Genomic DNA, 26955 nt, shown 5'->3' on the forward strand with positions numbered 1-26955 from the left:
GCTGTCCGGTCTTCACGGCGGGGTCGTCACATCGACATCCCTCCGTCCACGGTGAGCACCGTACCGGTGATGTAGCCGGCCTCGGGGGAGGCCAGGAACCCTATGGCGGCGCACATCTCGGTGGGGTCCGCGAAGCGGCCCATGGGGATGGCGGCCGTCATCTCCTCCCGCTTCGGCCGCGGTATGGAGGCGATCATGCGGGTCTCGGCGTTCGGTGAGATGGCGTTGACCGTGATCCCGAAGCGGGCCGTCTCCTTGGCCGCGGTCTTGGTGAAGCCGACGATGCCCGCCTTGGCCGTGGCGTAGTTCGCCTGCCCGACGTTTCCACGCAGCCCGGAGTAGGAGGTGACGTTCACGACCCTGCCGTAGTGGCGTGCCCGCATATGGGGCACGCACGCCCGGGTCATGCGGAAGGTACCGCCGGCGTGGACGGTCATCACCTGATCCCAGTCGTCGTCGGTGAGCTTCCACAGCACCGCGTCCCTGAGGATTCCCGCGTTGTTGACCAGGACGTCCAGCCGCCCGTCCCGTTCCACCACCGATTCGACGGCGGCGTTCACCGAGGCGGTGTCGCCGACGTCGCAGCGGGTCCACCGTGCGCCGAGCTCGGCCGCCGTCGCGGCGACGTGGTCGCCGTCGAAGTCGAGTAGGTGGACGTTCGCACCGGCCTCGACGAAGAACCGGCCGATCGCGCGGCCGATTCCCCGTGCTCCACCGGTCACCAGGACCACCTGTCCGGTGTAGTCGAAGGAGAGTACGGTCACGAGAGACGCTCCAGGATCATCGCCATTCCCTGTCCTCCGCCGACGCACATGGTCTCCAGGCCGATCTCCTTGTCGTGGAACCGCAGGGAGTTGATGAGCGTGGTCGTGATCCGGGCCCCCGTCATTCCGAAGGGATGCCCGAGGGCGATGGCTCCGCCGTTCACGTTCAGTTTGTCCTCGCCGATTCCGAGGGCCCGCGCGGAGGGGACCACCTGGGCGGCGAACGCCTCGTTGATCTCGACGAGGTCGATGTCGTCGATTCCCATGCCGGCCAGGGCGAGCGCCCTGCGACTGGCCTCGACGGGACCGAGCCCCATGATCTCCGGCGAAAGGGCCGACACGGCGGTGGCGACCACCCGGGCCAGCGGGGTCAGGCCCAGCTCGGCGGCCTTGACGTCGCTCATGACGACCACCGCGGCCGCGCCGTCGTTGAGCGGGCAGCAGTTGCCCGCGGTGACGGTGCCGTCAGGGCGGAAGACCGGCTTCAGCGCGCCCACCGCCTCCAGGGTGACGCCGGATCGCGGCCCGTCGTCGGTGCTCACCACGGTGCCGTCGGGAAGCGTGACCGGGCTGATCTCCCGCTGGAAGAACCCGTCGCCGATCGCCTTCTCGGCGAGGTTCTGGCTGCGGACGGCGAACTCGTCCTGGTCGCGCCGCGACACCCCGGCGTACCGGGCGACGTTTTCGGCGGTCTGTCCCATGGCGATGTAGAGGTCGGGCAGCCCGCCGGTCTCGCGGGGGTCGCTCCAGGGCGCCGCGGCGCCGATGCGCTCCCGGGTACGGCGTTCGGCGTCGTCCACGCACGGGTTGTGCGTGCCGGGAAGGTCGTCGGCCATGCCGAGCCCGTAGCGGCTGACCGTCTCCACGCCCGCGGAGATGAAGACGTCGCCTTCACCGGCCTTGATCGCGTGCATCGCCATCCGGGTGGTCTGCAGGCTCGATGAGCAGTAGCGGTTGACCGTGACCCCGGGAAGATGGTCCATGCCCGCCAGGACGGCCACCGCGCGTGCGAGGTTGTGACCCGACTCGCCGGCCGGCTGGGCGCACCCCAGGACCAGGTCGTCGATCTGACGCCGGTCGAGCTCGGGAATCTTCGCCAGCGCCGCGTCGACCATCTGGACGGTGAGATCGTCGGGACGCATCGTGGCCAGCGACCCCTTACGAGCGCGTCCGATCGGCGACCGGGCGGTCGCGACGATCACTGCTTCGGGCATGGGCGTTCCTCCTGGGAGTCGGTGAGAGCTGGAAGTCGGTGAGAGGCCGCCGGGGCGGCCGGAGGCCGGGCGAGCGGGTGCGCGTCGGCGGCGGCTGCGGTGGGGTCAGATGCCGAGCAGGCGGCGGGCGTTGCGGTGGGCGATCTGTTCCTTGACCTCGCGGGGCAGGCCGGTCTTCTCGATCGAGGCGACCGCGGCGGCGGTGTCCTCGTAGGGGTAGTCGATGGAGAACATGACCGCGTCGGCGCCGGCGGTGAGCACCGCCGCCTCGATCGCCTCCGGCGCGAGCACGCCGCTGGTGGTCAGCACGATGTTGGTGCCGATGTACTCCGACGGCATGCGCCGTAGCGGAGCCTCCACCCGCAGCGTCCGGTAGCGGGAGTCCAGGCGGGAGCGCTGGAAGGGCAGGAACTCGCCCAGGTGACCCAGGATGAGCCTCGCGCGTGGGTGCCGGTCGAACACGCCCGCGTAGACCAGCCGCATCGCGTGACCGCCGGTCTCGGCCTGCCAGCTCCAGCTCGCGCCGTACATCTCGGGCCGCCCCCGCATGACGTGCCAGTCGTCGGCGGGGATCGAGCCCGGGTGCAGGTAGAGCGGCACCCCGAGATCCTCCAGCGCGCCCCACACCTCCTCGTAGGCCGGGTCGTCCAGGTAGCGGCCCTGGGTGTGGTCGTTGACCAGGGCGCCCACGAAACCGAGCTGCCGTACGCAGCGTTCGAGTTCGGCCACCGCGGCCCGGGGATCCTGCATCGGGAGGGCGGCGAACCCGCGGAACCTGGCCGGGTGCCGGCTCACGGCCTCGGCGAGGAAGTCGTTGGCGAACACGGCGTTGTCCACGGCTTTTCGCGGGTCGGTGTCAGCCTGGATGCCGGGAACCGTCAGCGACAGCACCTGGATGTCGATGCCGTGAGCGTCCATCTCGGGAAGGCGGTGGTTCTCGAAGTCGACGAGTCTGCGGCCGCACATCTCGGCGTACTCGCCGGTGACGCGGATGCGCATCGGGGTGGTGGGCTGGCGTTCGGCCAGTTCGGGGATGGCGAACGCCTCTTCGAGAGCGATGTAACGCACTGTGGTGCTCTTTTCTCAGGTGTGGCTCGTGCGGTCTTCTCAGGTGGAGGCCGTGCGGCGGCGGACGACGGTGGCGACGGACACGGCGATGATGAGCGCGGTGCCGTAGAAGACGTTCTCGATCCACCCGGTGTAGCCGAGCATCTGCAGCCCGAGGATCCCGGTGGCCAGGAAGTAGATCGCCACCAGTGTGCCGATCGGGTTGAACCGGCCGGGCCGGATCACGGCGGTGCCGAGGAAGGTCGCGGCGAAGGCCGGCAGGAGATAGGTCGGGGAGACGGTGGAGTCGTAGCCGCCGACCGAGGCGACCAGCAGGACCCCGCCGATCCCGGCCAGCGTACTGCCGGCGACGAACGCGCCGAGCCGGATGCGGTCCACGGCGACGCCGGCCAGCCGGGCGACCTCCCGGTTGGCGCCGACGAAGGTCATGTGCCGGCCGAGCGGGGTGAAGGTGAGCACGTAGCCGATCGCCAGTGCCAGGGCCAGCCCGTAGAAGAAGCTGATCGGCAGACCGGCCACCTCGTACAGGGCGATGTCGGCGAAGCCGGAGGACAGACCCGAGACGGTCGTCTGGTGGGAGACCAGCGAGGCGATCCCGAGCAGGAGGGTGGAGCTGCCCAGGGTCACGATGAGCGCCGGGACGCCGACCTTCACCACCAGGAAACCGTTGACCAGCCCGCCCAGGGCGGCGGCGAGCACGGCGGCCAGGCAGGCCAGTGCCAGGTTCCAGCCGTGCAGGATGGCCAGGACCGGTACCAGGGTTGCCGACAGGCCCAGCGCCGAGGCGATCGACAGGTCGAACTCACCGACGACGAAGGTCATCATCGCGGCCAGGGCCAGGAACACCAGGGCCTGCTGCGAGGCGAAGACGCTGCGCAGCGTCGAGCCCTGGAGGAACGTGCCGGGCATCAGCACGGCGTACAGGCCGCACATGAGGATCCAGATCCCGACGATGGCGTAACGGCTGGCGAACCGCTGCCAGTCGAGACCGCCGCCGGTGGCGGGGGAGGGCCGGGCCTCCGCTTTCCGGGCGTCCCGCTGTCCGGGTGTCTGCTCGGGGGGCGGCTGGCGGTTCGGTGCCGCGACGCCGCTCGGCGGTTTCGTCTGGGACACGGGTCAGCCCTTTCTACGCGGGGAGGAAGAGGAGGAGGCGAGGGTGGCGGCGTACACCGCCTCGACGATGGCGTCCTCGGTGGGGGCGGTGATCTCGCCGGTGATCCGGCCGTCGCGGAAGATCAGCACCCGGTCGCAGACCGCGGCCAGATCGGCCGGCTGGATGGAGGCGACGAGGACGGCGACGCCGCGCTGGGCCGTCTCGGAGATGGCCCGCAGGATGTCCTCGCGGGCGCCGACGTCGACCGCCTGCGTGGGCTCGTGCAGGATCAGCACCCGCGGCCGGCCCGCCAGCCACTTGCCGAGCATCACCTTCTGCTGGTTACCGCCGCTGAGCTGCCCGACGGGGACCTCGGGGCGGCGTGGCCGTACATCGAGCTCGTCGAGGACCGTGGTGATCTCGGCCCGCTGCCAGTCGTGGCCGATGTTCCACCATCGGCCCCGGCGCCGTACCCGGGGCAGGGTGATGTTCTCGCCCACCGGCAGGGTGAGCGCCAGGCCGTCGTCGATGCGGTGCTCGGGCAGCAGCGCGACACCGGCCGCGATGCAGTCGGAGCTCCGGGCACGGGCGAGGTCGACGGTGGCGGTGCCGGTCGTGATGGAGCCGCGGGCGGGGCGGCGGGCGCCGGAGATCAGGTAGGGCACCTCGTCCCAGCCCGCCCCCGCCACTCCGGTGAGCCCGACGACCTCACCGGGACGGATCTCCATCGACACCTCCCGAACCGTGCGGCCGGTCAGGTCGCCGACCGTGACCGATGCGCCGGATCGGGCTGTGTCGTCGCGGGTGTGAACGCGCTGTTCCACGATCCGGCCGAGCATCCGGCGGGCGATCTCCTGTTCCGAGGTGTCGGCCGTGCGCATGCTGCCCTCGACGACGGCGCCGTCGCGCAGCACGGTCACCCGGTCGGTGACCTGTCTGACCTCCTCCAGGTTGTGCGAGACCATGAGCGCGGCACCGCCCTGGCGCACCACGCCGCGCAGGACCCGGTAGAAGTCCTCCAGCCCGTCCTTCGGCAGTGCCCGGGTCGACTCGTCCAGCACGATCAGCCCCTGGCCGGGACGCTGGATGCGCAGCGCGCGGGCGATGGCGACGATCGAGCGGTCGGCCGGGCCGAGCGCCCCCACCGGCCGGCCTGGATCGATCCAGGTGGCCTCGAGACGTTCCAGGAGCTCGGCCGCACGCCTCTCCTCGGCGCGCCAGTCGACCCGCCGAGTCCACCGGGTGGTGGTGAACGATCCGACGGCGATGTTCTCGGCGACCGATTTCTCGTGCACCAGGCCGAAGTCCTGGTGCACGATGGCGATCCCGGCCGCGCGCAGATCACGCAGCCGGATCGGGGTGGCCGGCGCCCGGCCGTCGATGAGGATCCGGCCGCCGCGGTCCGGCGTGTGGTACCCGGCGAGGATCTTGACCAGGGTGGACTTGCCGCAGCCGTTCTGGCCGACCAGGCCGTGGATCTCACCGGGGGCGACGGTCAGGTCCACCTCACGCAGCGCGCGGAACGCGCCGAAGGACTTCGACAGGCCCACCAGTTCCAGGCGTGGGGGTGGTGCGGGGGTCACTTCGCGCCCCACAGGCCGGTGAAGGCCTTCTGGTAGGCGGCCGGGTCACCGAACCACGCCCCGCTGACCTCGGCCTGCGGCGTCAGGTCGAGCCGGCCGATGTTGTCCTTGGTGAAGGCCCGCACCAGCGGCGGATACTCCGCGGGCGGCCGCTGGGCGGCCAGCATCCGCAGCACCGAGTCGGCCATGGTCCAGGCCAGGTAGGGCGGGTTGACGCCGACCACCGCGATCAGCTGGTCGTTGGTCTTGACCTGCTGTACCGCGGCCAGGGTCGCGCCACTGGTGGCGATCTTGACGCTGCGGGCCTTGCCGCTGGACTGCAGACCGGTGGTGGCCGCCGCCAGGTAGGTGTCGTACTGCGGGAGCACGTAACCGATGGACGGGTCGGTCAGCAGCGCGCTGCTCACCAGGGAGGGCACGTCCTTCATCCGGCTCAGGCTCACCTCCTTGACGGTGAGCTTGCAGCCGGGGCAGGCCTGCTTGAGGTGCTCGACGGCGCGGGCGCCCGCACGGCGGGTGCTGGAGCTGTCGGTCACCGACAGGAAGAGGATGTTCGCCTTGCCGCCGGAGTCGGCGATGGCCGCGTCACCGATCCCGTCCATCAGGACGAACGCCTGCGGGTCGGGGTCGCCGAAGGCGAAGGCGGCCGACTGCTCGGTGCCCTCCGGGGCCGCGGTGCCCGCGAGAAACACCGGGAGGCCGTTCTTGCGCACCCGCTCGATGGCGGTCGGCACCATCTCGTAGGGGATGTAGTCGGTGACGACGGCCGCGGGCTTGGCCGCGATCGCCTGGTCGAGACAGGAACTGATCCCGGACGGGTTGCCCTGCCCGTCGCAGACGTAGAGCTTGACCCCGGCGCGGCCGAGGGCGTCGGTGAGGTTCTTCTCCACGAGCGGGAAGTGACCGACCTTGAGCGCGATCGGTATGTAGTAAACCGTCTTGCCCGCCAGCGCGGCGGTGTCGAAGGGCGTGCCGAGCGTGGGCACCTGCCCGAAGGGCTGCACCAGCTTGGTGAGTGCGGTCTTCGCGGCCGTGCCCTCCCGCGACGCCGGTCCGGCCGGCTTCGAGGTCGTGGTGCTGTCGCCGCCGCACGCCGCGAGCCCGGTCATGAGGGCCGCGGTGAGGCCGACGCCCGCCAGGCCGCGACGGAACGAGGAGAGGGTGACGGCCGTTCGGTTGATGGCAGTGGTGTTCATGCGGGACTTCCAAGGATTCAGCGTCGGGGGGTGGGGGGAACGAGAACAGCCGTGGTGGTGACCGCTCTGCGGGCGAGCGCGTCGAACAGGGGTGCTCCTTCGGTGTGCGCGACGGTCACCAGGAGGCGGCCGCGGTCGTCGAGGCAGCACGCGATCGGATAGCCGGGCGAGGTGTCCACCGACTCGGCGAGCTCGCCTTCGCGGAGCCGTGCGACCACCTGCCCCGTCGTGGTGGCCACCCAGATGCCGTCATCGGTCGGCCAGATGCCGTCGGGCCTGGCCTCGTGACCGACCAGGGTGGCGACGTCGGCATAGGTGCGCCGGTCGTGCAGGGTGCCGTCCGCCGCGACCCGGAACGCCGTGAGCCGCTGCCGGGAGGTCTCGGCGACGACGAGGGTGGCGCCCCCGTCGACGAACGCGAGCCCGTTGGGGAACTCGACGTCCTCGGCCGCGACCGCGGCGGTCCCGTCCGCGCGGACGAGGATGATGCGCCCCGGGCGGGGTGACTCCCCGCGGGCGGCGGCGAAGGCGACGTCGTCGACGTAGAGGTTGCCCTCGGAGTCACCGACGATGTCGCCGAGCGGGCCGACCCCGAGCTCGGCGAGGTCGGCGTAGGTCTCCCAGCGCTCGCCGTTCCACACGCCGATCCGCTTCTCCTCCATCATGGCGCCGGCCAGGCGGCCGTCCGGCAGGAACCACAGACCGTTGGACACCGACTCCAGCGGCGTCGCGGTCCACGCGCCACCGGCGTCGGTCCACAGCAGGCGCCCCTGGGTGTCGGACAGCCACAGCGCGCCGTCGTGCCACCGCGGTCCCTCTCCCCAGGTCATCCCGGCGGCGTAGGTCTTCATGCCGCCGCCCGGACGGGAAGAAGCCACTCGCTCAGCTCGAGCGTCGCCTCATCCAGCGCCGCGGAGCCGGAAACGGCGGCGTGGGTGTACCGGTCGGGCCGGATGATCACGGCGTCGGCGCCGTGGGAGGACAGCCAGGCGGCCATCTCCGCGGGTGGATCGTCGAGTACGGCGAATCCCAGCCGTGACCACGTCGCGCGGGTCGCGTCCGACACCCCGCCGATCGTCGGCTCGTTACCGGCGACGAGGAACCGGTAGCCGACCAGGTCGTCGAGGAGCGTTCCATCGGCGGTGCGCGGCTGGGGGCTGAGCTGCCCGACGGGTTCGGCCGGCTCGGGCGCGAGACCGCGTCCGAGCAGCGGGCGGTGGCGCACCAGGACCTGCGCCGGTCCGGGAGCGGGACGCGCCGCGGGATCGGCGAACGCCTCGATCATGTTCGCCTGCCGCGCCGACTCCACGATGTAGGGGCGCACGTGCGGCGAGCGCTCGCTCTCGTAGGTGTCGAGGAGCGCCTGATCCGCCCCGGCGAGGACGGCACTGAGCTTCCACGCCAGGTTCGTCGCGTCCCGCAGGCCGGAGCACATCCCCTGGCCGAGCATCGGCGGCATCTCGTGGGCGGCGTCGCCGGCCAGCAGTACGCGCCCCTGACGCCAGCCGTGCACCAGCCGGGCGTGCCACTCGTAGACGTCGGTGCGCAGGATCCGGTAGGAACCCGGCGTCAGCCACCGCGAGAGCAGGTCGTAGGTCCGGGCGGGGTGCTCGAACGCGCGGGCGTCGTCGCCGTCCTTCAGCATGAACTCGAACCGCAGCTTCGGCGGGAAGGTCGGCACGTAGGTGACGGGCCGCTCGTCCTCGCAGATGATGAAACCGCTCCTGTCGGGCAGGCTCCGCGGGTGCTCGTAGGGGTGGATGTCGATGATGAGCGAGCGCTGGGTGCCCTGGAGGTCCTCCACCTCGACGCCGGTCGACCGGCGGACGAACGAGTTCGCCCCGTCGCTGCCGATCATGTACGCCGCCTCGATGAGACGCTCCTCACCGCTGAACCGGTCGAGCAGCCGTATCGACACGGCGTCGTCGGTCTGGGTGAAGCCGGTCAGCTCGGTTCCGAGCAGCAGATCGACGTGCTCGTCGACCAGCAGGCCCCGCAGCCGGGACTCGAAGTCGGGCTGGTGGAACTGGTAGTCCGCGAGCCAGCCCTGGTCGGACTCGTCGCCGGGCATCGCGAACTCGAGGAACACCGAGCCGTCGGCCGATCGCAGTTGCCAGCCTTCCTGACGCAGGAAGCGCGGCTCGAGGTCGGCGGCGCCGAGCGTCTGCAGGGCGCGCATCGTCTCGTCGTCGAGGTGGGTGGCCCGCGGGTGCTGGCACACGATGCGGTTGGGGTCGACGAGCGCGACACGGTGACGCCTCATCGCCAGCAACCGGGTCAGGGCCAGTCCGACCGGCCCGGCACCGACGACGACGACGTCGTAGCTCGCAGCGGTGCGGTGAGTCATGGCAGCTCCTCCTGGGGCTGATCAGGGGGTTTGGTGGGCGCCGGCCATCAACGCGGCGAGGTCGTCGGGGTCGATGAAGGACGGGGGCGGCGGCGGCCCCCAGCTGTAGAGGCTGTGCGCGGCGTCCCACACCTCGGGCTTCCAGAGCGCGTCGTCGATGATGCAGTCGAGGTCGGAGTAGTACTCCGCGAAGTTCCCGGCGGGGTCCTTGAGGTACCAGAAGAAGTTCGACCCGATGTGGTGTCTGCCAAGGCCCCAGACGTGGCGTTCCGGGTGCTCCCGGAGCATCGCGGTGGCGCCGCGGCCGATCTCGTCGATGTCGTCGACCTGCCAGGAGGTGTGGTGCAGGAAGTTGACCGGGGCCCGGGTGACCAGAACGTTGTGGTGGTCGCTCGAGCAGCGCATGAAGGCCGCCGTCCCGGGCACCACGTCGCTGACCTTGAGGCCGACGCCGTCGGTGAAGAAGCGTTCGGTGGCGGGCTGGTCGACCGAGCCGATGACGACGTGGCCGAGCTTGCGGGGACGGACCGGTGTCTCGCGGAGGATCCCGGGAGCCCGCGTCGAGCCGCGCGCCGGGTCACCGGGCGTGTTGTACGGCGGGGCGGGGACACGGGGCTGGACGAGCCGGCCGGTCACCCGGGCCGCGACGCGCACGCCGCTGATCGGCTCCAGGACGGACAGCCGGTCCTCGCCCGCGTCCACGTCGAGGTCGAGGTCGAGAGCCAGCAGACGTCGCGCCATCCGCCCGATGTCGTCGGGGTCGTCCACCCCGATCTCGAGCTCGACGAGCCGGCGTGTCGGCGTCGCGACCAGGCGGAGCTGACGGCCGCCGTCGCGGGTGGACAGCCACCCGCCGGTCTCCGGCAGCAGGCCGAAGTCCCGGTAGTACTCCACCGTCGGGGCGAGGTCCGGGACGCCGACGGTGATGGAGTTGAGCCGGTGAAGTGCCATGTCCTCTCCTAGGCGGAGACGAAGGTCTGGGTGAGCCGGCCGACGTTCTCCACGTAGGACACGAGCGTGTCCCCGGGCGCGAGGAACCGCGGCGGCCTGCGGGCGCCTCCGACACCGGAGGGCGTGCCGCTGAAGACGACGTCGCCGGGCAGCAGGGGCGCGACGGCCGACAGCTTGGCCAGGAGCACCGGCACCGAGAAGATCATGTGACGGGTGCGTGACCCCTGGACCGTCTCGCCGTTGATCGAGCAGCCGATGACCAGGTCGTCGGGATCCTCGAGCTCGTCGACGGTCACCAGGAACGGTCCGGTCGGGCCGAATCCAGGATAGGACTTGGCCAGGCTGAACTGTGGCAGCTGGCCGACGTGCTGGAGCCTGCGCTCGGAGAGGTCCTGGCCGACGGTCACGCCCGCGACGTACTCCCAGGCGTCCTCCCGCGAGACGTTCCGCGCCTCGCGGCCGATCACCACCACGAGCTCGACCTCCCAGTCCACGTTGCCCTCGGGCAGGGTGACCTCGGTGACCGGCCCCGTCAGCGAGGTGGGGAACTTCGTGAACACCGCCGGCTCCTCGGGAACGGCGATGCCCGACTCACCCGCGTGCTCGGCGTAGTTGAGCCCGATCGCGAAGACCTGCCGCGGCGAGGGGGCCGGGGCGTCGAGCTCCTCCGCGGTGAAGTGGCGCACTCCGGTGTCCAGCGGCGCACGCTCCGCCCAGGCGCGGAACTCCGTCCACCGGTCGTAGAGCGTCTGCATGGACGGGCCGAAGGCGCCTTCGCTGGCAGTGGCGATGTCGATCCCGGTGTCGTCCTCAGTGATCAACAGCGCTCGTCCCCCGACGTTTCCGATGCGCATCGGTGCTTCCTCTCGTCCTCAACGGCCTAGGTCACACACCATGCGTACTGAGTTTCGTAAATGTCAAGAGAGATTCGAATGTTGTGTGCTGTTTCGTATCCAGCTAGGCTTCGCTCCATGCCTCAGCAGAACGGCGCCAAGAAGACACGGACCGACCGGGTGTACGAGCAGATCCGGGCCGACATCTTCGCGGCACGCCTCCAGCCCGGTGCCCGTCTGAAGTTCCCGGCCCTCTGCGCGACCTATGACACCAGCGTCGGGGTCGCCCGCGAGGCGCTGGCCCGGCTCGCCTCGGAGCGCCTGGTGCGGCCACAGCCCCACCAGGGCTACACCGTCGCCGAACTCTCGCGGGACGAGCTGACCGACCTCACCGTGGCGCGGGTCGAGATCGAGGCGACGACGTTCCGCCAGGCCGTCGCGCACGGCGACATGGCCTGGGAGGGCGACGTCGTGGCTGCCCACCACGTCCTGTCCCGGATCGACACCCAGGAGTTCACCGCCTCCGCGGAGGTGCTGGAGGAGTGGTACACCGCCCACGAGGCCTTCCACCGCGTGCTCCTCCAGGGCTGCCCCAGCCGGCGCATGGTCGACATCGCGCTGGGCCTGCGCGACGAGGCCGAGCTCTACCGCAGATGGGCGGGGCCGCTGGGCAACGAGAAGGACCGGGACGTCGCCGGCGAGCACCGTGCCATCCTCGAGGCGGCGCTCGCGCGGGACGCCGACCGGGCCGCGCGACTGCTGCGCGACCACATCGCACACACCACCCGGATACTGATCTCCGGTGTCGAGTCCTCCGACGCGCTCGCTCGTGAGTGAACGCCTCATCCGCCCGGGAAGGAGCCACCGCCATGCCCCCCGTCCTTCCGGACTGGTCCCCCTCCGAGGAAGTCGTCGCCGGCGCCCGCATCACCGAGTTCGCCGCGCACGCCTCCGCGCTGGCCGGGCGTGACCTGACCACCGGCTACCGCGACCTGTGGCGCTGGTCGGTGGAGGACCTCGACGGCTTCTGGTCCGCCGTATGGGACCACTTCGACATGCCGCCCCGCCCCGCCGGGGCGCCGGCGCTGTCCCAGGAGCACATGCCCGGGGCCGTGTGGTTCCCCGGCGCCACGCTGAACTACACCCGCGAGGTGTTCCGCGGCCGGCCCGACCACGACGTCGCCGTCATCGCCGTCGAGGAGTCGGGCCACACCCGCGAGGTCACCTGGGCCCGGCTGCGCGCCCAGGTGGCCTCCCTCGCGGCCACGCTCACCGAGCTCGGTGTACGCCCGGGGGACCGGGTCGTCGGCTACCTGCCCAACGGCGTCGAGGCGGTGGTCGGCTTCCTCGCCACGGCGAGCCTCGGTGCCGTCTGGGCGATGTGCGGACTCGACTACGGCTCGGCGGCGGCGATCGCGCGCCTGTCCCAGCTGGAGCCGGCCGTGCTCGTCGCGGCCGCCGCCTGCGATTCGGCGGGCCGGCGCATCGACCGGCGTCGCGAGTTCGACGAGCTGCGCACCGGTCTGCCCGGACTGACGGCGACGGTGTTCGTCGGCGACGGGGAGGTCCCGGGCACCCTGCCGTGGGCCGAGGCCGCCGGGCGTACGGATGTCACGCTGACCCCGGCCGACGTGCCGTTCGACCATCCGCTGTGGGTGCTCTTCTCCTCCGGCACCACCGGGCGCCCGAAGGGCATCGTGCACGGCCACGGCGGCGTCGTGCTCGAACACCGCAAGCACGCGGCCCTCCACCTCGACCTGCGTGCCGGTGACCGCATGTTCTGGTACACCAGCCCCAGCTGGATGATGTGGAACTTCCTGGTCGGCGGCCTCCTGCTCGGCGTCACCATCGTCTGCTACGACGGCAGCCCGGCCTATCCCGAGCCCGACCGGCTCTGGCGCATCGCCGCGAGCACCGGCGTCCGGGTGCTCGGCACCAGTCCCGGTTACCTGGCGGCGTGCCACAAGGCCGGGGCCGACCCCGGCGCCCACGACCTGGGCGGCCTCCGCTGCCTGGCGGTCACCGGCTCGACCTTCCCGGCCGACCTCCACCGATGGGCCGCCCGGAGTGTTCCCCCGGGGGTCCCGGTGATCTCCACCAGCGGGGGCACCGACGTGGTGACCGCGTTCGCCGGTGGGGTGCCGACGGTGCCGGTGTGGGCGGGCGAGCTGTCGGCGCCGTGCCTGGGCGTGGCGCTCGGCGCCTTCGACGCCCTCGGGGCGCCGGTGGAGGAGGTCGTCGGAGAACTCGTCGTACGACGGCCGATGCCGTCGATGCCACTCCGGTTCTGGAACGATCCCGACGGCGCGCGGCTGCGCGACGCCTACTTCGAGACCTTCCCGGGGGTCTGGCGGCACGGCGACTGGATCACGGTCACCGAACGCGGATCGGTCGTCATCCACGGGCGCTCCGACGCCACCCTCAACCGCCGCGGTGTCCGGATGGGCAGCGGCGACATCTACGCCCCCGTCGAGGAGCTTCCGCAGGTGGCCGAGGCACTTGTCGTCGGGCTCGAAGAAGCCGACGGGGGGTACTGGATGCCCCTGTTCGTCACCACGGTTCCCGGTGTGGAGATGGATGACGAACTCCGCGACGCCATCCGGGCCGCCATCAGGACCCACGCCTCACCCCGGCACGTTCCCGACGACATCATCGCCGCCCCCGGCATTCCGCACACCCGCACGGGCAAGAAGCTGGAGGTGCCGGTCAAGCGCCTCCTGCGCGGCGACGACCCCGCGAACGTGGTGGACCCCGCGAGCATCGACCGGCCGGACCTCCTCGCGTGGTACCAGGAGGTCGGTGCCCGGCGCCGGCGGCACGCGACCGTCTGAGCCGCGCCCTCCCGATCCGTGCCCTCCCGAACGCCCGCCGGGCCCCGGCACCGGCACCTTTCCCCTGGAGTCACCGTGAGCATTCTCGACAGGTTCCGTCTCGACGATCGCGTCGTCCTGGTGACCGGGGCCTCGTCCGGGCTGGGCGTCGGGTTCGCCCGCGCCTTCGCCGAGGCCGGCGCCGACGTCGCGATCGCCGGACGGCGTGCCGACCGGCTGGAGCGTACGGCGGAGCTCGTGCGCCAGGCCGGACGCCGGGCGTTGCCGGTCACCGCCGACGTGTCCGACCCGGAGCAGGCCTACGCCCTCGTCGAGGAGGTCGTCGCCGAGTTCGGGCGGGTCGACGTGCTGGTGAACAACGCCGGTGTCGCCAGCGCGCACCCGGCGCTCAGGGAGACCCCCGAGCAGTTCCGCCGTGTCGTCGACACCAACCTCAACGGCTGTTACTGGGTCGCCCAGGGGTGTGGACGCGTCATGCGGCCCGGTTCCTCCATCATCAACGTCTCGAGCATCCTCGGCGTGACCACGGCCGGTCTGCCGCAGGCGGCGTACTCGGCCAGCAAGGCCGCGCTGATCGGTCTGACCCGGGATCTCGCGCAGCAGTGGAGCGGCCGCAGGGGCATCCGTGTCAACGCCGTCGCGCCGGGGTTCTTCGCCTCCGAGATGACCGAGCAGTACGCCCCCGGTTATCTCGAGGACATCATGCCGCGCGTGTTGCTTCGCCGTATGGGCCGTGTCGACGAGCTGGCCGCCACCCTCGTGTGGATGGCGTCCGAGGCCGGCGGGTATCTGACGGGGCAGACGGTGGTGGTGGACGGCGGGTTCACGGTGACCTGACATCCTGCCCGGCCGGAGAACCGGAGCCCCAGCCGGCCGAGCCCCGCCGCATCGGCATCGCCGAGGAGCACCGGCCGCCGGGCAGGCGCCGCCCGGTTCCCCGGCGAGGGGCCGGTCGAGTACCGCGGCCGGTCCGTCGACTGATTCGCCGCCGCACCGGCGCTACGGGCCGTGCCACTCGCCGCGGCCCGTAGTGCGGTCCACCGGTGGCGGCCTGCCCTAACCATGACATTCCGTCAATTCTTCAAATAAAGTACAGATATTTCTTGCTGTTCACCTAACAATCAGCAAGAGCGATCTAAAGGCGCAAACCGCCACTGTTCCTGGTTGGGTGTCGCCCTTTCCTTCGTTGCCGCGTGCCGGCAGGCCCGGAGGTCCCGCACCAGACTCCGCCCACCGGTAGTGGTCACCGGGAAAGAAGGTGAATCCCATGAGGAAGCCGTTGCGCCGGGTTACCGGCCGCCGGGCCAACCGGCAGGCATGGCACGTCTGGTAAGTCTTCCCCCACCGGCCGCGCCGGGCCCGAGGGTCCGGTGCGGCCCCCGAATTCAGACCCGGCTGACAAAGATGCCTCTGTGGGAGGCTGTCTCCCTGTTCTGCGAAGACATCGGGTTCGCGGTCGGCGACGTGTTCCCTGACGGCACCCCGAGGTGTTCGGAATGCGACTTCTCATCCTTTCTCATCCACTACGGGCACTGCCGCTACTGCCGTTGGCCGCGCCGTTGGCGCTGCCGCCGTCGCTTCGGACGATGAGAGTGGATGCGGCGGCGGTGGTCCCGGCCACGGTGTCGGCGCCGGCGGACTGAGCCGCCACCGTCACGGGCGCGATGAGGGCGAGAACCGCCACTGTTCCGGCTGCGAGAGCGTTCTTCAGATTGATCATTGAGATCACTTCGGATCGGTTGTGCCCCGGGCCAGGCCCGGGCTCGTTTCTCGGCATTGTCCGGACATGTGGTGCCACAACCTTCAATCATCCGGAGCTATTCCGTGACTTCCGCCGATTTCCGATAGAGGGACATGCGCATACCTTTCTTTGGCGTGGGCGCCGTTTCCGAGAAGGGATCGATCGGCGCGCAGATGAACAACGGCGCACCTGTGCGACCGCTGCCCGCGAAACAGAACAGGCATTCGTCTCTTCGTGCCGGGAGGGGCGCGCCGACGCCGTCAGCCCGTCGATCGTTCTCGCCCGCCGAGCGGCGCCCGATCCGCGTCACCGAGAAACCCGGTCGGGGCTCGCTCGTCCGATCCGGGCGGGCCCGCGGCCGATGCGGCCGGTCCAGCCGGCTCGCGCGTCGCCCGTCATCGGCTCTCCCTGCCGGTCACGTTGGCGCGGACGCGCCTTAGCACGCGCAGCACGACTTCCTGCTCCTGTGCGGTGACACCGTCGAGCAGTCGCCTCTGATACGCCTGGTGCGACCGTTCCAGGTCGGCCGCCACCCGCTCGCCCGCGGGGGTCAGCGCGGCCAGGGTGTAGCGGTTGTCCGCGGGGTCGAGGCGACGACCGGCCAGCCCTTCCGCCTCCAGCTCCTTCACCAGCCGGGTGATGCTCGCACCGTCGACGCCCAGTGCCCGGCGCAGGTCGCTGTGGCTGGTCTCACCCTCACGCCACAGCCGGAGGAGCACCTGCACCCGGTGGGCGCTCGTCCCCACATGCCGGGCGAACGCCTGCCGCAGCTCGGCGCAGGTGCCGCCGAGCTCACGGAAGAACCTGTCCTCGCTCGTCTCTCCATGCACGATCCATTTATAAGCTCAACTATTGATATCATCAAGAAAGTGTGAGTGTTCCTGCTTTGCGGCACCGCCAGAGTGTGGCGAAGCGTGTCGCCGCCCCGTTCGCACATACCCTGGTCAGGCGCGGGCGGCCGATGGCTTTTGGTCGTTTTCCACAGCTGGAGCCGTCCAGCGTGCGCTGTCTGCTACATGGCGCCGCCGGGCCGGTAGACGGAAAGGTGAATACTGCCGGGGTCGTCGTGCCGCGGCGCACATCATTGGTCTACAGGAGGGCTAGGTCGGGTGTTCAGTCGTGTCGCCATCGTCAACCGTGGTGAGGCCGCCATGCGGCTCATCCACGCCGTACGGGACATCGCCGCGGAGACCGGAACACGGATCGAGACCGTCGCCCTGCACACCGACGTCGACCGTACGGCCACCTTCGTTCGCGAAGCGGACCTGTCCTACGACCTCGGTCCGGCCTCCGCGCGCCCGTACCTCGATCTGAAGGTGCTGGAGCGCGCCCTGGTGGAGACCGGGGCCGACGCCGCGTGGGTCGGCTGGGGCTTCGTCGCGGAGGACCCGGCGTTCGCGGAGCTGTGCGAGAGGGTGGGGGTCACCTTCGTCGGGCCGAGCGCGGAGGCCATGCGCAAGCTCGGCGACAAGATCGGCGCGAAGCTGATCGCCGAGGAGGTCGGCGTGCCGGTCGCCCCGTGGAGCCGCGGTGCGGTCGAGACCCTGGACGACGCCTTGGCGTCCGCGGCCGAGATCGGCTACCCGCTGATGCTGAAGGCGACCGCGGGCGGCGGTGGGCGCGGCATCCGCGTGGTCACGAACGAGGCCGAGCTCGCCGACGCCTACGAGCGCACCATCCAGGAGGCCGCACGGGCGTTCGGCAGCGGCATCGTGTTCCTGGAGCGCCTGGTCACCGGTGCCCGGCACGTCGAGGTCCAGGTGATCGCCGACGGCGAGGGCACCGCGTGGGCGCTCGGCGTCCGCGACTGCTCGGTGCAGCGTCGCAACCAGAAGATCATCGAGGAGTCGGCGTCGCCGGTGCTCAGCCCCGCGCAGACCGCCGAGCTCAAGGCGTCGGCCGAGCGGCTGGCCGTCGCGGTCGGGTACCGCGGTGCGGCGACCGTCGAGTTCCTCTACCACCCCGGCGACAAGCTGTTCGCGTTCCTCGAGGTCAACACCCGCCTGCAGGTCGAGCACCCGATCACCGAGTCCACCACCGGATTCGACCTGGTCAGGGCGCAGCTGTGGGTGGCGTCCGGCGGCAGGCTCGAAGGCGAGCCGCCGATGGAACGCGGACACGCCATCGAGGCCCGGCTGAACGCCGAAGACCCCGACCGCGACTTCGCGCCCTCCCCGGGCCGCATCGTGCGGCTGGACCTGCCCGCCGGGCCGGGCATCCGCGTGGACACCGGCGTCAGCGAGGGCGACACCATCCCCGCCGACTTCGACTCGATGATCGCGAAGATCATCGCCTACGGCCGCAACCGCGACGAGGCGCTCGGCAGGCTGCGCCGGGCGATGGCGCAGACCACGGTGATCATCGAGGGCGGCGCGACGAACAAGAGCTTCGTGCTCGACCTGCTCGACCAGCCCGAGGTGATCGACGCCAGCGCGGACACCGGCTGGATCGACCGCGTCCGCGGCGAGGGCAGGCTCGTCTCGCACCGGCACTCCGCCGTCGCGCTGGCGGCCGCCGCCATCGAGGCGTACGAGGAGGAGGAACGAGTCGAGCGGCAGCGGCTGCTGTCGACGGCGTTCGGCGGACGCCCGCAGGTGCAGCACGAGAGCGGCCGGCCGCTTGACCTCAAGCTGCGCGGCGTCGGCTACCGCGTGCGCGTCGCGCGGATCGGCGCGCATCGGTTCCGCGTCGGCGTCGAGGCGGGTGACGACGTACGCACCGCCGACGTCGAGCTCGACCGCTTCGACCGGCACACCGGGCAGATCATCGTCAACGGCACCCGGTACCGCCTGCTCACCGGCACGCACGGGCCGATCCACCTGGTCGAGGTGGACGGCGTGACGCACCGGGTCAGCCGCGACGAGGGCGGCGTCGTCCGCTCGCCCGCGCCCGCGCTGGTCGTCGCCACGCCGCTGGCGATCGGCGCCGAGGTCGAGGCGGGCGCACCGGTGCTGGTGCTGGAGAGCATGAAGATGGAGACGGTGCTGCGGGCGCCGTTCAAGGCGCGCCTGAAGGAGTGCGCCGTGTCCGTGGGCAGCCAGGTGGAGACCGGTGCGCCGCTGCTGCGGCTGGAGCCGCTCGCCGACGACGCCGAGGCCGAGGACACCTCGGCCGCCGGGGCCGTCGAGCTGGACCTGCCCGCCGCGCCCGGGAGGATCCCGGCGCGGGAGCGCACCACGCGCGGCCAGGAGGACCTGCGCAGCCTGCTGCTGGGCTTCGACGTCGACCCGCACGACGAACGCCGTGTGCTCGACGACTATCTCGCCGCGCGCCGGGCGGCCACCGAGGACGGTCACCGGCCGCCGGCCGAGGAGCTCGGACTCGTCGAGGTGTTCGCCGACCTCGCCGAGCTGAGCCGCAACCGCCCGGCGGGTGAGGACGGCGGCGACGGTCACGTGTACAGCGCCCGCGAGTACTTCCACACCTACCTGCAGAGCCTCGACGTCGAACGGGCCGGGCTTCCTGAGACGTTCCAGGCCAAGCTCGCCAAGGCGCTCGGGCACTACGGTGTCACCGAGCTGGAGCGCTCTCCCGAGCTCGAAGCCGCGGTGTTCCGGATCTTCCTCGCCCAGCAGCGCGCGTCCGCCGACGCCACGGTCGTGGCGACGTTGCTGCGCGCGTGGCTGCAGGAGCCGCCGCCGGACGAGACGCTGCGCGAGCCCGCCGGTCTCGCGCTGGAGCGGCTGGTGGCCGCGACGCAGGTCCGCTTCCCCGTGATCTCCGACCTCGCGCGCGGCGTGGTGTTCGCCTGGTTCGCCCAGCCGCTGCTGCGCCGCAACCGCGCCCGCGTCTACGCCGACGTCCGCAAGCACCTGCGTCACCTGGACGCCCACCCGGAGGCGCCGGACCGCGCCGAGCGCGTCGCCGAGATGGTGCGCAGCACCGAGCCGCTGGTACGGCTGCTCGGCCAGCGGCTCACCCGCGACGGCCTGGACAACGCGATCATGCTGGAGGTGCTGACCCGGCGCTACTACGGCAACAAGGGTCTCACCGGCGTCCGCACCCGCGAGGTCGCGGACTGCACCTTCGTGGTCGCCGAGCGCGCGGGCTCGTGCGTGGTCTCCTCCGCGGTGAGTTTCGAGGCGCTGGGCGACGCGCTGAGCGGGCTCGCGGAGCTGGCGAGCGGAGAGGAGGCCATCGACGCCGACATCTATCTCTCCTGGGAGAAGCAGCCCGAGGACTCCGACGCGATGGCGGCCGCGCTGCACGAGGTCGTCAGCGTGCACCCGCTGCCGAAGCAGGTCCGCAGGCTCACCACCACCGTCGCGGGCAGCGGCGGCGCGGTGATGCACCACCACTTCACCTTCCGCCCGTCGGCCACCGGCATGGCCGAGGAGCGGCTGATCCGCGGCCTGCACCCGTACATCGCGCAGCGGATGCAGCTGGAGCGGCTGAGCAAGTTCGACCTCACCCGGCTGTCGTCGTCGGACGAGGAGGTCTATCTCTTCCAGTGCGTGGCGCGGGAGAACCCGTCGGACGAGCGCCTCGTCGCGTTCGCACAGGTGCGTGACCTGACCGAGCTGCGTGAGCACGACGGCAGGCTGGTCGCACTGCCGACGGCCGAGAACACCGTCGCCACCTGCCTCGACTCGATCCGCCGCGCGCAGTCGCGGCGACCGTCGAGGAAGCGCTTCAACACCAACCGCATCGTGATCTACGTCTGGCCGCCGAGCGACCTCACCCGCGCGGAGCTGGAGATGATCGTCGGGCGCGTGCTGCCGACGACCGCGGGCGCCGGGCTGGAGGAGATCCTGTTCATCGCGCGGCAGCGCGACCGGAAGACCGGCGAGCTGAAGAAGATCGTCGTGCGCATCTCCTTCGACGCCACCGGCGGCACCGAGCTGACCGTCGGCGAGCCGTCGGTCGAGCCGGTCGAGCCGCTCGACGACTACCGGCAGAAGGTGCTGCGCGCGAGCAGCCGCAACACGGTGTACCCGTACGAGCTGACCGGGCTGCTCGGCGACTTCGTCGAGCACGACCTCGACGGCGGCCACGCGCTGGTGCCGGTCGACCGGGCGAAGGGGCGCAACACCGCGGCGATCGTCGCGGGCGTGGTCACCACGCCGACCCGGCGGCACCCGCAGGGCGTCACCAGGGTCGTGCTGCTCGGCGACCCGACGAAGTCGCTCGGCGCGCTGTCGGAGCCGGAGTGCCGCCGCGTGATCGCCGCGCTGGACCTGGCCGAGCGGATGCGGGTGCCGCTGGAGTGGTACGCGCTGTCCGCCGGCGCCCGGATCTCCATGGAGTCGGGCACCGAGAACATGGACTGGGTGGCCGCGGCTCTCAAGCGGATCGTCGAGTTCACCCAGGACGGCGGCGAGATCAACATCGTGGTCGCGGGCATCACCGTCGGCGCGCAGCCGTACTGGAACGCCGAGGCGACGATGCTCATGCACACCAAGGGCATCCTGGTGATGACGCCGGACTCGGCGATGGTGCTCACCGGCAAGCAGTCGCTCGACTTCTCCGGTGGCGTGTCGGCCGAGGACAACTTCGGCATCGGCGGCTACGACCGGGTGATGGGCCCGAACGGGCAGGCGCACTACTGGGCGCCGAACCTGGCCGCCGCGCGGGACGTGCTGATGTCGTACTACGACCACACCTACGTCGCCCCCGGCGAGGAGGGGCCGCGGCGGGCGAGGACGTCCGACCCCGTCGACCGCGACGTCTCCGGATTCCCGCATGTCGTGGAGGGCAGCGACTTCACCACCGTCGGTGAGATCTTCTCCGCCGCGGCCAACCCGGACCGCAAGAAGCCGTTCGACATCCGGACCGTGATGCGGGCGCTCTCCGACCAGGACCACCCGGTGCTGGAGCGCTGGGCGGGCATGGCCGACGCGGAGACCTCGGTGGTGCAGGACGTGCATCTCGGCGGCATGCCGGTGTGCCTGCTCGGCATCGAGTCACGGTCGGTGCCGCGGCGCGGTTTCCCGCCCACCGACGGCCCGGACACCTACACCGCGGGCACCCTGTTCCCGAGGTCGTCGAAGAAGGTGGCGCGGGCGATCAACGCGGCCAGCGGCAACCGGCCGCTGGTGGTGCTGGCCAACCTGTCGGGCTTCGACGGCTCACCGGAGTCGATGCGGAAGCTGCAACTGGAGTACGGTGCCGAGATCGGCCGCGCGATCGTGAACTTCCGCGGGCCCATCGTGTTCTGTGTGATCTCGCGCTATCACGGCGGCGCGTTCGTGGTGTTCTCGAAGGCGCTGAACCCGAACATGACCGTGCTCGCGCTGGAGGGCTCGTTCGCCTCGGTGCTCGGCGGAGCCCCCGCCGCCGCGGTGGTGTTCTCCGGTGACGTCAACGCCCGCACCGCGGCCGATCCGCGCGTGCGGGACCTGGAGGCCCGCGTCGCGGCCGCCTCCGGCACCGACCGCGCCGCGCTGGCCGCGGAGCTCGACGAGCTCCGCTCGTCGGTCCGCGCGGAGAAGCTCGGCGAGGTGGCAACGGAGTTCGACCGCGTGCACGACATCCGGCGCGCGGTCGAGGTCGGCTCCGTCGACGCCGTCATCCGCGCCGCGGAACTGCGCCCACGGATCATCGAGGCCATCGAGTCCCGCCTCACCGGCTCCACCCCGGCGTCACGGTGACGACCTCGCCGTAGCGTTCCGAGCCGCCCGCTCGTCCACGAGGCGTCCGGTGCGCGGTGCGGACGCGTTCCGCACCGCGCACCTCGCCGACGGTGGGCGGGCCGACCGGCCTGGCCGCCTTCGGTCCCGTCCACACCGGCCCGCCGGGGGAGGTCAGCCGAAGGTGATGACGAGCTTGACGTCGTCAGGGCCGGGGGTGAAGGCTTCGGCGAATCGTTCGAGCGGCACGCGGCGGGAGATCAGCCGGCCGAGCCACTCCAGGTCGGCCTTGGCCAGTGCCTCGGCGGCGGCGGTGTAGTGACCGAGGTTGGCGTTGACGGAGCCGACCACCACGTCGTTCTCCAGGACGATGTCCCGGTTCAGGATGCCGGCGTCGATCGTGAGCCTGTGACCGGCCGAGGAGACACCGGTCAGGCAGACGACGCCGTAGGAGGCGATGGCGTCGATCGCGTCGAAGATGACCTGGCCCGCTCCGGTGGCCTCGATCACGATGTCGGGCCTGGTGCCGGCGGTCGCGGCGGCGACGTCGCAGCAGTGGTAGGTGGCGCCGAGATCGGTGACGAGGTCCGGTTTGGGGCCCTCGGTGACCCGGTCCAGGACGTGGACGTCCAGGCCGCGCTGTACGCCGAACAGCGCGGCCAGCAGCCCGATCGGGCCGGCGCCGGTGATCAGGGCGGTGCGGGGCTGGAACCACGCCCGTGCGCCGATCCTCTCCACCTGTTCCCAGGCCTTGGCCACCACGCTGGCGGGTTCGACGAGCACGCCGACCTCGGCGAGGGCCGGGTCGAGCCTGACCGCGTATCCGGGTTCGACGCGCCAGAGCGGGCTGGCGTATCCGTCGAGCTCCTTGATGCCGCGTTCGGTGTAGCGGCCGTTGCGGCACATGTCGAACTGCCCGTGCGCGCAGGCGGGGCAGGGCACCGGGTCGGGGCGCCGGACCACGCCGGTGACGAGGTCTCCGGGGGAGAAGCCGCTGTCGTGCGGGGCCCGCCGTACGCGGCCCAGGGACTCGTGGCCGATCACGAGCCTGTCGCGGCCGGGCGGTGCCCAGCCGTAGTCGCCGGAGGCGATCTCCCTGTCGGTTCCGCAGACACCGACGGCGAGTGCCTCGACGAGGAGATCGTCCTCGCTCGCGTCGGGCTCCGGGATGTCGGTCACCGCCAGGGAGTTCTCGTGGCGGGGGACGACGGTCAGCGCGCGCATGGCCGGCACCTTCTTTCCGGGAGACCCGATGGGCGGTGTGGACGGGCGATGTGAGTCGGGTCAGGCCGCCTCCGGGCCGGTGGGGGGAGGGCTCTCGTCGGTCTGCGCGGCGGCGGTGAACTCCAGCAGGGCACGGGCGAGCACCTGCCGGGTGCCGGGCGGCAGCCGTTTCAGGGTGGAGGTGATGTGCCGGCGGCGGGCGGCGCGAAGGCGTCCGATGGCCCGGTGACCGAGGGGGGTGACGTCGATGCTGATCTCGCGGCGGCTGTGCGGCGACAGGAGGCGGGCGAGCAGTCCGGCGGCGTCGAGCCGGGCGACCAGACGGCCGGTCGCGGAGACCGACATGGAGAGGTGAGCGGCCAGGGTGCTGAGGTTGAGCGGGCCGTGCCGGTCGACGGCCAGCAGGACGCGCAGCCGGGTGACCGACAGGTCGCCGTGCTCGGCGGCCGCGTTGAGCGTCATCTCGACCAGGGCGAGCGATGCGGCCTCCACCCGCCAGGCCGCATCGGTGAGGTCGTCGCCCGGGCCGGCCGCGGTGTCGTGATCCTGGATTTCGTCGGTGTTCATCTGCCTGGGATCCGGTGTTCGGGCCGAGGGCCGAGGAGTTCGTCCCGCTGGGCGGCGGCGAGGATCTCGGCCAGGTGCAGCGCCCGGCGGCCGACGCCGGCGTGCTCGATCTGGGTGCGGCAGCTGAACCCGTCGGCCAGGATCAGCGTGTCCGGTGCGGCGGCGCGTACGGCGGGCAGCAACTCGTCCTCGGCGCAGGCCATGGACACCTCCATGTGACCGGCGGTGAAGCCGAAGTCCCCGGCCAGGCCGCAGCAGCCGCCGACCGCCTCCAGGCGGACTCCGGCGCGCTCCAGCAGGTCGCGGTCGGCGTCGTAACCCAGGACGGCGTGCTGGTGGCAGTGCGGCTGGGCCAGCGCGGCCCGGTCGATGCGCGGCGGCTGCCAGCCGTCGGTGCCGGCGAGCAGTTCGGCGAAGGTGCGGGTCTGCTCGGCCAGCCGAGCCACGTCCCGGTCGTGCGGGAACAGGCCGGCGGCGTCGTCGCGGAACACGGCGGTGCAGCTCGGTTCCAGGCCGACGATGGGGACGCCGCGGCGCAGCAGCGGGGCGAGGGTGCGCAGGGTACGGCGCAGCACCCGTTCGGCGATGCCGAGCTGGCCGGTGGAGATCCAGGTCAGGCCGCAGCACAGGGTGCGGGGCGGCAGGATGACGCGGTATCCGGCCCGCTCCAGGACCTCGACCGCGGCCCGGCCGATCCGCGGGGTGAGGTTGTCGGTGAAGGTGTCGGGCCACAGCAGCACCACCCCGCGTCCGCCGTCGCCGTGCGGGCCGCGCCTGCGGTACCAGTCCGTGAAGCGGGTCGGGGCGAAGAGGGGCAGCGGTCTGGCCGGTTCGATGCCGCCCAGCCGTTTGACGAGGCCGCCCAGCCCGGGGGCGTGCGTCAGCGTGTTGACGGTACGAGGGGCGAGTGCGGCCAGGCGCGCCCACAGCGGCAGCCAGCCCAGCGCGTAGTGGGCGGCGGGCCGCAGCCGCCCGGCGTAGTGGTGGGAAAGGAACTCGGCTTTGTAGGTGGCCATGTCGACGTTCATCGGGCAGTCGTGCTTGCATCCCTTGCAGGCCAGGCACAGGTCGAGGGCGTCGTGGACGGCCGTCGACCGCCAGCCGTCGCCGATGGTGGAGTCTGCGTGGCCGTCCAGCATCTCGAACAGCAGCCGGGCGCGGCCCCGGGTCGAGTGCTCCTCCTCGCGGGTGGCGCGGTATGAGGGGCACATGACGCCTCCGGTGTGGCTGCGGCACTTGCCGACGCCGACGCAGCGCATGACGGCGCGCTGGAAGCTGCCCTCGTCGTCGGGGTAGCCGAAGCGGACGGGCGGGTCGGCGGGGGTCCAGGCGCTTCCCAGCCGCAGGTTCTCGTCGATCCCGTAGGGGGCGACGATCTTTCCGGGGTTCATCATGTCGTCGGGGTCGAAGACGGCCTTGACCTGCTCGAAGGCCTCCATGACCGCGGGGCCGAACATCTTGGGCAGCAGCCGCGCGCGTGACTGCCCGTCGCCGTGCTCGCCGGACAGCGATCCGCCGTAGGAGACGACCAGGTCGGACGCGCGCTCCAGGAAGGCCATGAAGGAGGCGATGCCGTCGGCGGTGACGAGGTCGAACGGGATGCGGGTGTGCACGCATCCCTGCCCGAAGTGCCCGTACAGCGAGGCCCCGCCGTAGCCGAACTCGTCGAAGAGCGCGCGCAGGTCCCGCAGGTAGTCGCCGAGCCGTTCCGGCGGGACCGCCGAGTCCTCCCAGCCCTCCCAGGTGTCGTGCATGCCCGGCACGCGCGCGGTCGCCCCGAGGCCGGACTCGCGCAGCTCCCACATGTCCTTTTCGACCTTCTCCTCATCGAAGAAGGCGATGTGCGGCGCGTGCTCGGTGCCCTTGAGCGCCTCGACGAGACTCCGTGCCCGCTCGTCGGCCTCACGCTGGGAGTCGGCGCCGAAGGAGACCATCAGCCAGCCGCCGCCCTCGGGCAGCCTGGCCACGGCCGCGGGGTGCATGCCCTTGCGCCGCTCGAAGTCGACCAGCCTGTCGTCCACGCCCTCCAGCTGGAGCGGGTGGTGGCCGACGATGCGCGGTACCGCGTCGGCCGCGGTGGCGATGTCGTGGTAGCCGAGCAGGACGAGGCTTTCGGCCTTCGGGGCGGGCACCAGGCACAGCTCGGCCCGCAGCACGGTGACCAGCGTGCCCTCCGAGCCGACCAGCGCCCTGGCCAGGTGGAACGGGCCGCCGGGCAGGAGCTGGTCGATGTTGTAGCCGGAGACCCGGCGCGGGATGTCGGGGAAGCGGTCGCGGATCTGCTCGGCGTGGGCGTCGACGATCTCGCGCAGCTCCCGGTAGATCTCCGCGCGCCGCCCTCCGCCCGCGAGGACGCGGTCGTACTCCTGCTCGTCGGTGGCGCCGACCCACATCCGGGTGCCGTCGTAGGTGAGGATCTCCAGCCGGGAGACGTTGTCGGAGGTCTTGCCGTACGCCTGCGCGGTCGACCCGCAGGAGTTGTTGCCGATCATCCCTCCCAGGGTGCACTGGGGGTGGGTCGACGGGCGCGGCCCGAACATCAGCCCCGTCTCCGACAGCCGCCCGTTGAGCACGTCGAGCACGATTCCCGGCTCGACGACGCAGGTCCTGGCCTCGGTGTCGACCGAGACCAGCCGGTCGCAGTACTTCGACCAGTCGATCACCACCGCGACGTTGCAGGTCTGCCCGGCCAGGCTGGTGCCCCCGCCCCGCGAGGTGATCGGGGCTCCGTGCTCGCGGCAGACGGCGATCGCCTCGACGGCCGCCTCGACGTCACGGGGGACGACCACGCCCAGCGGGACCAGCCGGTAGTTGGAGCCGTCGGTGGAGTAGGCGCCGCGGCTGCCGGGGTCGAACCTGACCTCGCCGTCGACCCGCGCGGCCAGGTCGTGCTCCAGGTCGCCCAACCGCACGTACGGCCGGCCAGGCCGGACGGCGGCCGGGGCGGGCGGGGAAACCTGTCGGCTCACCGGAG

General features: G+C 71.5%; 19 protein-coding genes. 4 read left to right on the forward strand and 15 right to left on the reverse strand.

What is annotated here, in order from left to right; all coding sequences use genetic code 11:
* Window positions 1-26: 26 nt before the first annotated feature.
* From AB0N02_RS21895 to AB0N02_RS21940, 10 genes are all read right to left on the reverse strand, one after another.
* Window positions 27-764: an SDR family NAD(P)-dependent oxidoreductase gene (locus AB0N02_RS21895; protein ID WP_363949375.1), complete on the reverse strand. Its 738-nt coding sequence runs from the start codon at window positions 762-764 to the stop codon at window positions 27-29.
* Window positions 761-1978, reverse strand: coding sequence for an acetyl-CoA C-acetyltransferase (locus AB0N02_RS21900; RefSeq protein ID WP_363949378.1), 1218 nt, complete (start codon window positions 1976-1978; stop codon window positions 761-763). Before AB0N02_RS21900 ends, AB0N02_RS21895 begins: the two co-directional genes overlap by 4 nt.
* 105 nt (window positions 1979-2083) lie before the next feature.
* Complete coding sequence (locus AB0N02_RS21905; protein ID WP_363949381.1) at window positions 2084-3046, reverse strand: amidohydrolase family protein; 963 nt, start codon at window positions 3044-3046, stop codon at window positions 2084-2086.
* 39 nt (window positions 3047-3085) lie between these two features.
* A complete protein-coding gene (locus tag AB0N02_RS21910; protein ID WP_363949383.1) occupies window positions 3086-4159 on the reverse strand; it encodes an ABC transporter permease in 1074 nt (357 codons plus the stop codon).
* 3 nt (window positions 4160-4162) lie between these two features.
* Window positions 4163-5722, reverse strand: a complete 1560-nt coding sequence (locus tag AB0N02_RS21915; protein ID WP_363949386.1) for a sugar ABC transporter ATP-binding protein — start codon at window positions 5720-5722, stop codon at window positions 4163-4165.
* Window positions 5719-6918: a substrate-binding domain-containing protein gene (locus tag AB0N02_RS21920; protein WP_363949388.1), complete on the reverse strand. Its 1200-nt coding sequence runs from the start codon at window positions 6916-6918 to the stop codon at window positions 5719-5721. The genes AB0N02_RS21915 and AB0N02_RS21920 overlap by 4 nt, the downstream gene beginning before the upstream one ends.
* Before the next feature lie 17 nt (window positions 6919-6935).
* Entirely contained in the window at window positions 6936-7769 is an 834-nt protein-coding gene (locus AB0N02_RS21925; protein WP_363949390.1) for an SMP-30/gluconolactonase/LRE family protein, read from the reverse strand.
* Complete coding sequence (locus AB0N02_RS21930) at window positions 7766-9265, reverse strand: bifunctional 3-(3-hydroxy-phenyl)propionate/3-hydroxycinnamic acid hydroxylase (RefSeq protein WP_363949392.1); 1500 nt, start codon at window positions 9263-9265, stop codon at window positions 7766-7768. Before AB0N02_RS21930 ends, AB0N02_RS21925 begins: the two co-directional genes overlap by 4 nt.
* A gap of 21 nt (window positions 9266-9286) precedes the next feature.
* On the reverse strand, window positions 9287-10216 hold the full coding sequence (locus AB0N02_RS21935) for a VOC family protein (protein ID WP_363949394.1): 930 nt from the start codon (window positions 10214-10216) through the stop codon (window positions 9287-9289).
* 8 nt (window positions 10217-10224) lie between these two features.
* Window positions 10225-11070, reverse strand: a complete 846-nt coding sequence (locus AB0N02_RS21940) for a fumarylacetoacetate hydrolase family protein (RefSeq protein ID WP_363949397.1) — start codon at window positions 11068-11070, stop codon at window positions 10225-10227.
* Window positions 11071-11187: 117 nt separating this feature from the next.
* Between AB0N02_RS21940 and AB0N02_RS21945 the strand changes: the two genes are divergently transcribed.
* The 3 genes from AB0N02_RS21945 to AB0N02_RS21955 all read left to right on the forward strand — a co-directional run bounded on the left by AB0N02_RS21945 (window position 11188) and on the right by AB0N02_RS21955 (window position 14717).
* Complete coding sequence (locus tag AB0N02_RS21945) at window positions 11188-11886, forward strand: FCD domain-containing protein (protein WP_363949400.1); 699 nt, start codon at window positions 11188-11190, stop codon at window positions 11884-11886.
* Between the two features lie 32 nt (window positions 11887-11918).
* Complete coding sequence (locus AB0N02_RS21950) at window positions 11919-13880, forward strand: acetoacetate--CoA ligase (protein ID WP_363949403.1); 1962 nt, start codon at window positions 11919-11921, stop codon at window positions 13878-13880.
* 75 nt (window positions 13881-13955) lie between these two features.
* Window positions 13956-14717 (forward strand): SDR family oxidoreductase, encoded by a 762-nt coding sequence (locus AB0N02_RS21955; protein WP_363949405.1) that lies wholly within the window; start codon window positions 13956-13958, stop codon window positions 14715-14717.
* Between the two features lie 679 nt (window positions 14718-15396).
* Here the strand turns inward: AB0N02_RS21955 and AB0N02_RS21960 are convergent.
* Together AB0N02_RS21960 and AB0N02_RS21965 are read right to left on the reverse strand one after the other, a co-directional pair.
* Window positions 15397-15600, reverse strand: a complete 204-nt coding sequence (locus tag AB0N02_RS21960; protein WP_363949407.1) for a hypothetical protein — start codon at window positions 15598-15600, stop codon at window positions 15397-15399.
* A gap of 416 nt (window positions 15601-16016) precedes the next feature.
* The gene (locus AB0N02_RS21965; protein ID WP_363949410.1) at window positions 16017-16451 is read right to left on the reverse strand and encodes a MarR family transcriptional regulator; all 435 of its coding nucleotides are present in this window, start codon (window positions 16449-16451) and stop codon (window positions 16017-16019) included.
* 279 nt (window positions 16452-16730) lie between these two features.
* Here AB0N02_RS21965 and AB0N02_RS21970 point away from each other — a divergent pair, with 279 nt between their 5' ends.
* The gene (locus AB0N02_RS21970; protein WP_363949412.1) at window positions 16731-22211 is read left to right on the forward strand and encodes a carboxyl transferase domain-containing protein; all 5481 of its coding nucleotides are present in this window, start codon (window positions 16731-16733) and stop codon (window positions 22209-22211) included.
* A gap of 153 nt (window positions 22212-22364) precedes the next feature.
* Here AB0N02_RS21970 and AB0N02_RS21975 read toward each other — a convergent pair whose 3' ends face one another.
* The 3 genes from AB0N02_RS21975 to AB0N02_RS21985 are packed head-to-tail and all read right to left on the reverse strand — an operon-like array spanning window position 22365 to window position 26950.
* Window positions 22365-23414, reverse strand: coding sequence for a glucose 1-dehydrogenase (locus AB0N02_RS21975; protein ID WP_363949414.1), 1050 nt, complete (start codon window positions 23412-23414; stop codon window positions 22365-22367).
* 60 nt (window positions 23415-23474) lie between these two features.
* Window positions 23475-23981 (reverse strand): MarR family transcriptional regulator, encoded by a 507-nt coding sequence (locus AB0N02_RS21980; RefSeq protein ID WP_363949417.1) that lies wholly within the window; start codon window positions 23979-23981, stop codon window positions 23475-23477.
* Window positions 23978-26950: an FAD-binding and (Fe-S)-binding domain-containing protein gene (locus AB0N02_RS21985; RefSeq protein WP_363949419.1), complete on the reverse strand. Its 2973-nt coding sequence runs from the start codon at window positions 26948-26950 to the stop codon at window positions 23978-23980. Before AB0N02_RS21985 ends, AB0N02_RS21980 begins: the two co-directional genes overlap by 4 nt.
* Window positions 26951-26955: the final 5 nt, after the last annotated feature.

It is taken from the genome of Streptosporangium sp. NPDC051022, assembly GCF_040683035.1.
Classification (GTDB): Bacteria; Actinomycetota; Actinomycetes; order Streptosporangiales; family Streptosporangiaceae; genus Streptosporangium.